An 8,868-nucleotide genomic window follows, 5' to 3' on the forward strand; every position below is an offset into this window, starting at 1 on the left:
CGGTGAGGCTCGATCCCCTTCAGCCTACGTCGGTCCCGCCGAGCTTCTCGCCCGCGGCGATCCGCACCCCGCGGGCCCAGTCGGCGCCGCGCATCGGCTTCTTGCCCTGGGGCTGGACCCACAGGAGCTCGACGGCGTGCGAGCCGGTCCCGACGTACACGTTGTTCTTGGCGGCCGACAGCTCGCCCGGCGCCAGGTCGGTGCGGTCGGGCACCGGGGCGGTTTGGACGACCTTGAGCCGCTCGCCGCGGAAGGCCGACCAGGCGCCGGGCGCGGGGGTGCAGCCGCGTACGACGCGGTCGACGCGCAGCGCGGGGGCGGTCCAGTCGATGTGCGCGTCCTCGACGGTGATCTTCGGGGCGAGGGTGACGCCGTCGGCGGGCTGCGGCACGGCCTCCAGGGTGCCGTCCTGGATGCCGTCCATCGTCGCGACGAGCAGCCCCGCGCCGGCGAAGGCGAGCCGGGTGAGCAGGTCGCCGCTGGTGTCGGTGGGCCGCACCTGCTCGGTGACCACGCCGTAGACGGGCCCCGAGTCCAGGCCCTCCTCGATCAGGAAGGTCGAGGCACCGGTCACCTCGTCGCCGGCCATGATCGCGTGCTGCACGGGTGCGGCGCCGCGCCAGGCGGGCAGCAGCGAGAAGTGCAGGTTCACCCAGCCGTGCGCGGGGATGTCGAGCGCCGCCTTCGGCAGCAGGGCCCCGTAGGCGACGACCGGGCAGCAGTCGGGCGCGATCTCCCGCAGCCGGGCGAGGAAGTCCTCGTCCCGGGGCCGGGCCGGCTTGAGGACCTCGATGCCCTCCTCCTCGGCGCGCCGGGCGACGGGGCTGGCGACCAGCCGGCGGCCGCGCCCGGCGGGCGCGTCGGGGCGGGTGACGACAGCGGCCACCTCGTGCCGGTCCGAGGCGATCAGGGCGTCCAGGGCGGGTACGGCGACCTTGGGGGTGCCTGCGAAGACGAGCTTCATCAGTGGCTGACTGCCTGTCTGTTCGGGGGCGGTGGTGAGCAACGCACCAGTCTAGGCGCCGGTGCGGCGGGGGGCGTACGGAGCGGTGCGCGCCCTGTGCATATGCGGATACGCCCCCGCAGCGTGACCCCGACCGCGGGTGGAGCGTTGGTCAAGCAGAGATTGACCGAAACGGGCCGCCCCGGTGTGGCCCACCCCTTTTCAACGCCGGTTCGAGAGGCTTGTAAATGGCCGACCACGCAACCCACGACGCCCAAGCCCGGGCCAGTCTGCACCTGTTGGTGCGGGACATCGAGCGGGTCCGCCGGCAGGTGGACGCACTGCGCACGCTCACGGCCCAGCTGGGCAATGTGTACCGCCCGCGGCGATCCGGCCCGTCCACGGGCTTCGTCGTCTACGGCAGGGCCCCGGCCCCGACCGTCAGGCTCGCGCAGGAGCTGCGGGACAGCGTCGAGACCCTGGTGACCGCGGCGGTCGACTTCGACCGTTCGCTGGGGTTCTCGTGGGACGCCGTGGGCTCGGCGCTCGGGGTCACCAAGCAGGCGGTCCACCGCCGCTACGGCTCGCGCCGCCAGCAGTCGGCCGCACAGGAGGCGGAGCGCCCGTCGGAGGCCGGTGCCACGCGCACGATGCCGGTGGCTCCGCCGTCCGTCCCCTCCGTTCCCGCGGCCCGCTCGATGCCGCCGCAGCCGACGGCGGGCTCACTGCGCGAGGACCCCCGCCCCAGCGCCCTCCCGGCCCCCCGCAACGGCTGACGCCCGGCCCCCTCCCGGCCGCCCCCACCGCCCTTCCCGGGCGGCGGGGGCGGCCGTCTCCCTGCAGGCGCTCCGGCCGGGGGCCGCTGTGCGGGCGCTGTGTACAGCTGTCCTGCCTCGTGGCAGCGCCGCGCAGGCACCGCGCGGGCGCTGCACGGCGGGTGCGGGCGGTTCCGCGCAGGCGCTCGCGCACCGGGCTCATGCCGCACGGCCGCCTCGTACGAGCCTCTCGTGCGGCCGGTGCCGCGTTCCGTCCGCACCGGTGGCACCGCCGCGTCAGCCGATGTCCGGGGGGTCGACGCGGACGCGGACCGGGTCCGCGGCACCCCGCGCGAGACGCGCCGCCTGCGCGGACTTCAGCGCGGCGGCCAGCGCGGCACCGTTGCCCGGGGGGACGCGCAGCAGCGCCCGCTCCCACACCTCGCCCGGCGGAGGATCGCCCGGGCGGCGCGGCGCGCCCGGTGGCGGGGGCGGCAGGGGCACGGGCCCCAGCACCTCCGTCCCGGGCGGCAGCTCCGCGGTCGCGAGGAACGAGGCCACCGCCTCCGCCCGCCCGGTCACCGACGCCATCCGCGAGACCGGCGGGAAGCCCAGCTCCGCCCGCTCGGCCAGCTCCCGCTGCGCGTGGCCCACCGGGTCCCAGCGGACCAGCGCCTGCACGGGCCGCAGCGTGGGCTCGGCCACCACCACGACCGTGCCGCCCTCGCTCTGGCCGCGCACCAGCGAGGCCGCGTCGATCCAGCGCCGCAGCGCCTCCTCACCGGCGCGCAGGTCGGGCCGTCCCAGCATGACCCAGCCGTCGAGCAGCAGCGCCGCCGCGTAGCCGCCCTCCGCGACCGGCTCGGCGCCCGGGGTGCTCACCACCAGCGCGGGCCGTGCGGGCACGGAGTCCAGCACGTGGTCCCGCCCCGACGTGCGGACCGGCACCGCCGGGAACGCCCGGCCGAGCTCCTCCGCCGTGCGCCGGGCGCCCACCACCTGCGCCCGCAGCCGCGTGGCGCCGCACTCGGCGCAGTGCCAGCCGGGCGCGCCCCGCCCGCACCAGCCGCACCGCAGCTCCTGCTGTTCCGGCGCCTCCAGCGGCCCCGCGCAGTGCCGGCACCGCGCGGGCGTACGGCACCGCTCGCACGCCAGCTTCGGTACGTACCCCCGGCGCGGCACCTGCACCAGCACCGGCCCGGACTTCAGGCCGTCCCGTACGGTCTGCCAGGCCAGGGACGGCAGCCGGGCGGCCCGGGCGGCCTCGTCCCGCGCGAGCTCGCCGTCGCCGACGGTCCGGACGAGCGGCGCGGCCGCGCGCACCTGATCGCGGGGGGCCACCAGCGGCCGCGCCCAGCCGCTCTCGACGAGCTGCGCGGCCTCCACGGTGCAGCTCGTGCCGCCGAGGAGGAAGCCGCACCGGTCGTGCGCGGCGCGCAGCAGCAGCACCTCGCGCGCGTGGGGCAGCGGCGCGTGCTGTTCGCTGTGGCTGGAATCCCCGTCGTCCCAGAGGGCCACGAGCCCGAGGTCCGCCACCGGCGCGAACATCGCCGCGCGCGTGCCGACGACGGCGCGCACGGCACCGCGCCGCACCGCGAGCCACTGCGCGTACCGCTTCTCGGGGCCCGCATCGGCGGTCAGCAGCGCGTGCCGCCCCTCCCCCAGGACGTCCGTGAGGGCGGCGTCCACCCGCGCGGCGGCCCGCCCGTCGGGTACCACGACCAGGGCGCCGCGCCCGGATGCCAGGGTGGCGCCCACGGCCCGGGCGAGCTCCTGGGCCCAGTGGGGACCGGGCAGCGCGTTCCACACGGCCCGCGGCGATCCGCCCTGCGCCAGGGAGCGCAGGAAGGCGGCGCCCTGCGTGTACCGCTCCCACGTCCCGGCCCCGGGCGCCGGGGGCGGCGGCAGCGGCTGCGGTGACGGCCGCCCTTCCGCGCGCGCGTTGCGCGGCGGGATGGCCAGTTGCAGCACATCGGCGAGGCTCCCGGCGTACCGGTCGGCCACCGCCCGGGCCAGGCCCAGCAGCTCCGGGCTCAGCACGGGCTCGGGCGAGACCACGTCGGCGAGCGCCGCGAGCGGTCCGGAGTAGTCGGACTCGGCGCGCCGCTCGACCACGAACCCGTCGATGAGCCGCCCGCCCTCGCGCCGCCCGTCCCGCACCTGGTGGGACCCGGCCCCGAACCGCACTCGGACCCGCACCCCCGGCTGCGCGGCGGCGTCGAGCTCCTCGGGGACGGCGTAGTCGAAGAACTGGTCGAGGTGGAGCACGCCCTTGTTGACGACGACGCGCGCGACGGGCAGCTCCTTGGCCAGCGCCGCCCCGCGCCACGTCCGGGGCTTGGCCCGCGGCACTTTGGCCTTGCGTACGGTCTCGCGTATGAGCGCGAGCTGCTCGGGCGGCTCGGCCGCCCCGCCGCCGCCCTCCGGCTTCCCGTCCCCGCTGCTCACAGCCCCATTCCTACCAGACCCCACTGACACCGCCCGCTGCCGGCGGCGTGCGCCTGGACGACCCGTGACCGCGCACGGCGCCGCGGAACTCCTGCCCGCCGATACCCGGGCTCCGCGCCCCCTGCCGCGCGCTCGCGCTGCCGGAGGCGGTCCCCCGTCGACGCCGCCCCCGGGATCCGGGTCCGGATCCGGCTAGGGGTCCGGGAACGCCGAAGTCCGGCACCCCCGAACGGGTGCCGGACTTCGCGAGCCGCGCGGGCGGCTTACAGCCCGGCGGCCTTGCGCAGGGCGTCCACGCGGTCGGTGCGCTCCCAGGTGAAGTCGGGGAGCTCCCGGCCGAAGTGGCCGTACGCCGCGGTCTGGGCGTAGATCGGGCGGAGCAGGTCGAGGTCGCGGATGATCGCGGCCGGGCGGAGGTCGAAGACCTCGGCGATGGCGTTCTCGATCTTCTCGGTCTCCACCTTGGCGGTGCCGAAGGTCTCGACGAAGAGGCCGACGGGCTCGGCCTTGCCGATGGCGTAGGCGACCTGGACCTCGCAGCGCGAGGCGAGACCCGCGGCCACGACGTTCTTGGCGACCCAGCGCATGGCGTAGGCGGCCGAGCGGTCCACCTTGGACGGGTCCTTGCCCGAGAACGCGCCGCCGCCGTGGCGGGCCATGCCGCCGTAGGTGTCGATGATGATCTTGCGGCCGGTCAGGCCGGCGTCGCCCATCGGGCCGCCGATCTCGAAGCGGCCGGTCGGGTTCACCAGCAGCCGGTAGCCCTCGGTCTCCAGCTTGATGCCGTCGTCGAGGAGCTGCTTGAGCACGTGCTCGACGACGAACTCGCGGATGTCCGGGGCGAGCAGCGACTCCAGGTCGATGTCCGACGCGTGCTGCGAGGAGACGACGACCGTGTCGAGGCGGACGGCCTTGTCGCCGTCGTACTCGATGGTGACCTGCGTCTTGCCGTCGGGGCGCAGGTAGGGGATGGTGCCGTTCTTGCGGACCTCGGTCAGGCGCTTGGACAGCCGGTGGGCGAGGTGGATCGGCAGCGGCATCAGCTCGGGCGTCTCGTCCGACGCGTACCCGAACATCAGGCCCTGGTCGCCGGCGCCCTGCTTGTCGAGCTCGTCCTCGTCGCCCTCGACCCGCTTCTCGTAGGCGGTGTCGACACCCTGCGCGATGTCCGGGGACTGCGCGCCGATGGAGACCGAGACGCCGCAGGAGGCGCCGTCGAAACCCTTCTTCGAGGAGTCGTAACCGATCTCCAGGATCTTGTTGCGCACCAGCGTGGGGATGTCGGCGTACGCCTTGGTCGTCACCTCGCCGGCCACGTGCACCAGGCCGGTGGTGATCAACGTCTCCACGGCGACGCGGGAGGTGGGGTCCTCCCGCAGCAGCGCATCGAGAATCGTGTCGCTGATCTGGTCAGCGATCTTGTCGGGGTGACCCTCGGTCACGGACTCCGAGGTGAAGAGACGACGGGACACAACGCTCCCTGGGTTTGCAGCGGCTGCTGGCTGATCGTTTGCGGACCGGCAGGGGGCTGCGCCCCGCGTCGTTCCGTGGACAGTTTATCGGGCACTCCCGTCCGTCGGACCAGGTGTCTCGCACCGTGGGAGTCGGATCGGCCACGTCGGGCTTCCTGAGGCGCGTGTTCCGCCTCCCCGTCCATGAACAGAACGCCGGTGTTCGTACGGTTTCATCCCGCCGGAGGGATGAATGTGACATTCATCGGGGTTTCATGCGAGTCGCCCCAGACGGGGGACGACGAGATCCCAGACGGTGTCGGCGAGGGCTTCCTTGGGGCCGTAGGGCACAGGCGTCTCCGTGCCGTCCGCCGCAAGCACCACGGCCTCGTTCTCCGCTGATCCGAAGGTCTTGCGCTCCCCCACCTCGTTTACCACGAGGAAGTCGCACCCCTTGCGGCGCAGCTTCTCCCGACCATTGGCCAAAACGTCATCCGTCTCGGCGGCGAATCCGACCACGACTTGATCAGGTCGGGCGCGCTCGGCGGAGATCTCGGCCAGGATGTCGGGGTTGCGGACCAGAGCGACGGGCGCCGGCTCCTGGCCCTCCCGCTTCTTGATCTTTCCTTCGGCGTACGTGGCGGGGCGGAAGTCCGCGACGGCCGCGGCCATCACCACGGCGTCCGCGTCCGGAGCCGCCTTGAGCACGGCCTCGCGCAGCTGGACGGCGGTCCCGACGTGGACGACGTCGACACCGGCCGGGTCGGCCATGCCGGTGTTCGCCTCGATGAGCGTCACCCGGGCGCCCCGCGCGGCCGCGGTCCTGGCCAGGGCGTACCCCTGCTTCCCGGAGGAACGGTTCCCCAGGTACCGGACCGGGTCCAGCGGCTCGCGCGTCCCGCCGGCGCTGATGACGACGTGGCGGCCCGCGAGGTCGGGGGCGGCGGCGCCCCGGGCCAGCACCCGGCGGCAGATCTCGAAGATCTCGTCGGGGTCGGGCAGCCGGCCCTTGCCCGTGTCCGCGCCGGTGAGGCGGCCGACGGCGGGTTCGACGACCACGGCGCCGCGCCGCCGCAGCGTGGCGACGTTCTCCTGGGTGGCGGGGTGCTCCCACATCTCGGTGTGCATGGCGGGGGCGAAGACCACCGGGCACCGCGCGGTGAGCAGGGTGTTGGTGAGCAGGTCGTCGGCGAGCCCGTGCGCCGCCTTGGCCAGCATGTCGGCCGTGGCGGGGGCGACGACGACGAGGTCGGCCTGCTGCCCGATCCGGACGTGCGGGACCTCGTGCACGTCGGACCAGACCTCGGTGGCGACCGGGTTGCCGGAGAGGGCGGACCAGGTGGCGGCGCCCACGAAGTGCAGCGCGGAGGCGGTCGGGACCACCCGCACGTCATGGCCCGACTCGGTCAGCCGCCTCAGCAGCTCGCAGGCCTTGTAGGCGGCGATGCCGCCGCTGACGCCCAGGACGACCTTCGGCTTGTGCACTCGTGCCTCCTCAAGGCAATGACACACCGCAATGACACACCACAGGCCCGGCGGACGGTTCCCGCCGGGCCTGCGAACGACGTGCTGTAACGCTGGGTGCTGCTTACTGCGCCGGGCCTTCGACGGCCTCGGAGGTCAGCAGACCCGCGTTGATCTCGCGCAGGGCGATCGAGAGCGGCTTCTCGTGGACGTGGGTGTCCACCAGCGGACCGACGTACTCCAGCAGGCCCTCACCGAGCTGCGAGTAGTACGCGTTGATCTGACGCGCGCGCTTGGCCGCGTAGATCACGAGGCTGTACTTCGAGTCCGTGGCCTCGAGCAGCTCGTCGATCGGCGGGTTGATGATGCCCTCGGGCGCAGTGATGGAAGAGGACACGCTCTACCTTCCGAAAAAGTGGACAAAGATCAAACAACTCGCATCAAGGCTAGCAGCTCACGCGCCACGTCCTCGACCGAGGTGTTGACCAGGGTGGTGTCGAACTCCGCTTCGGCCGCGAGCTCGATCTTGGCGGCTGCGAGGCGGCGCTCGATGACCTCCGGCGGCTCGGTGCCGCGGCCGGTGAGCCGGCGGACCAGCTCGTCCCAGCTCGGCGGGGCGAGGAAGACCAGCTGGGCGTCGGGCATCGACTCCCGGACGAGCCGGGCGCCCTGGAGGTCGATCTCCAGCAGGACGGGCTCGCCCGCCTCCAGCCGCTCCATGACGGCGCGGCGCGGAGTGCCGTAGCGGTTGCCCGCGAACTCGGCCCACTCCAGCAGCTCGCCGTTGGCGATCAGCTTGTCGAACTCGTCGTCGGTGACGAAGTGGTACTGGACGCCGTCCCGCTCGCCGGGTCGCGGCTTACGGGTCGTGGCGGACACCGACAGCCAGACCTCGGGGTGCACCTTGCGCATATGAGCGACGACCGTGCTCTTGCCGACCCCGGAGGGGCCGGAGAGCACGGTCAGCCGCGGACGTACGTCCGATGTTGCAGCCATGGGGCGATTATTCCAGGTTTACCTCGGTGCCCCGGACCGGCCCCGGAACTCAGGCTCCGGTGCCGCCGAACTCGCGCTCCAGGGACGCGATCTGGTTGGAGCCGAGACCACGCACACGACGGCTCTCGGAGATGCCCAGCCGCTCCATGATCTGCTTGGCGCGGACCTTGCCCACGCCCGGCAGGGACTCGAGGAGGGCGGACACCTTCATCTTGCCGATGACGTCGTTCTTCTGGCCCTGCTGGATGACGTCGTGGAGGGAGGCACCGGAGTGCTTGAGTCGATTCTTGACCTCGGCCCGCTCCCGGCGAGCCGCGGCGGCCTTTTCGAGCGCGGCTGCGCGCTGTTCAGGGGTAAGGGGCGGAAGAGCCACGCCTACGTCACCTCGGATGTCGAACTGTCGGATACGGACCGGTGAGGAACCTAGTCGGCCCACACCAGGGGAGCAACGAGCAACGCAGTGCACGTTGGCTCTGCGACGGAGACTAGCGGCCATGGCCGCCGGAGTCAGCGAGAACAGACGAAAAGTCCTGGTCAGGATCGAGACACTGCGACATAACGGTCATATCGCCTCGGTTTTGGGGCCGAATCCGGCGAATGAAGGTCATCGAGGGGGTTCAAGCCCCTGTGAGACGCGTCACAGAGGGCGGAAACAGCAGCCCGCGGCCACCGGAAACGTGGCCGCGGGCCGCCGCGGGGGGGGGGGGGGGCGGGGGGGGCGGGGCCGGGCGCCGGCCCCCCCCCCCCCCCCCCCCCCCCCGCCCCCCCCCCCCCCCCCCCCCCCCCCCCCCCCCCCCCCCCCCCCCCCCCC

At 73.8% G+C, this 8,868-nt stretch carries 8 protein-coding genes; 1 reads left to right on the plus strand and 7 read right to left on the minus strand.

What is annotated here, in order from left to right:
- Positions 1–19 precede the first annotated feature (19 nt).
- Entirely contained in the window at positions 20–964 is a 945-nt protein-coding gene (fmt, locus tag ACIA79_RS32515; RefSeq protein ID WP_399432020.1) for a methionyl-tRNA formyltransferase, read from the minus strand.
- A gap of 227 nt (positions 965–1,191) precedes the next feature.
- Between fmt and ACIA79_RS32520 the strand changes: the two genes are divergently transcribed.
- Entirely contained in the window at positions 1,192–1,719 is a 528-nt protein-coding gene (locus tag ACIA79_RS32520) for a hypothetical protein (RefSeq protein ID WP_399432010.1), read from the plus strand.
- A gap of 276 nt (positions 1,720–1,995) precedes the next feature.
- On the opposite strand, the gene ACIA79_RS32525 is transcribed toward ACIA79_RS32520, so the two are convergent.
- The 6 genes from ACIA79_RS32525 to ACIA79_RS32550 form a co-directional block, all read right to left on the minus strand.
- Positions 1,996–4,146 (minus strand): primosomal protein N', encoded by a 2,151-nt coding sequence (locus tag ACIA79_RS32525; RefSeq protein ID WP_399432011.1) that lies wholly within the window; start codon positions 4,144–4,146, stop codon positions 1,996–1,998.
- 263 nt (positions 4,147–4,409) lie between these two features.
- Complete coding sequence (gene metK / locus ACIA79_RS32530; RefSeq protein ID WP_031078230.1) at positions 4,410–5,618, minus strand: methionine adenosyltransferase; 1,209 nt, start codon at positions 5,616–5,618, stop codon at positions 4,410–4,412.
- 252 nt (positions 5,619–5,870) lie between these two features.
- A complete protein-coding gene (gene coaBC, locus ACIA79_RS32535) occupies positions 5,871–7,082 on the minus strand; it encodes a bifunctional phosphopantothenoylcysteine decarboxylase/phosphopantothenate--cysteine ligase CoaBC (RefSeq protein ID WP_399432013.1) in 1,212 nt (403 codons plus the stop codon).
- A gap of 103 nt (positions 7,083–7,185) precedes the next feature.
- Positions 7,186–7,458: a DNA-directed RNA polymerase subunit omega gene (rpoZ, locus tag ACIA79_RS32540; RefSeq protein ID WP_003982715.1), complete on the minus strand. Its 273-nt coding sequence runs from the start codon at positions 7,456–7,458 to the stop codon at positions 7,186–7,188.
- Positions 7,459–7,487: 29 nt separating this feature from the next.
- Positions 7,488–8,057 carry a guanylate kinase gene (gene gmk, locus ACIA79_RS32545; RefSeq protein WP_399432014.1) on the minus strand — a complete coding sequence of 190 codons (570 nt, stop codon included), beginning with the start codon at positions 8,055–8,057 and terminating at the stop codon, positions 7,488–7,490.
- Between the two features lie 49 nt (positions 8,058–8,106).
- Positions 8,107–8,430: an integration host factor gene (locus tag ACIA79_RS32550; RefSeq protein WP_031078235.1), complete on the minus strand. Its 324-nt coding sequence runs from the start codon at positions 8,428–8,430 to the stop codon at positions 8,107–8,109.
- Positions 8,431–8,868 lie beyond the last annotated feature (438 nt).

The sequence above is a fragment of the Streptomyces sp. NPDC051310 genome (assembly GCF_044455245.1).
Taxonomy (GTDB): Bacteria; Actinomycetota; Actinomycetes; order Streptomycetales; family Streptomycetaceae; genus Streptomyces.

Bases quoted from the DNA above. Each gene is read 5' to 3' on its own strand.
- fmt (WP_399432020.1), bottom strand. From the start codon at position 964: ATGAAGCTCGTCTTCGCAGGCACCCCCAAGGTCGCCGTACCCGCCCTG.
- ACIA79_RS32520 (WP_399432010.1), top strand. From the start codon at position 1,192: ATGGCCGACCACGCAACCCACGACGCCCAAGCCCGGGCCAGTCTGCAC.
- gmk (WP_399432014.1), bottom strand. From the start codon at position 8,057: ATGGCTGCAACATCGGACGTACGTCCGCGGCTGACCGTGCTCTCCGGC.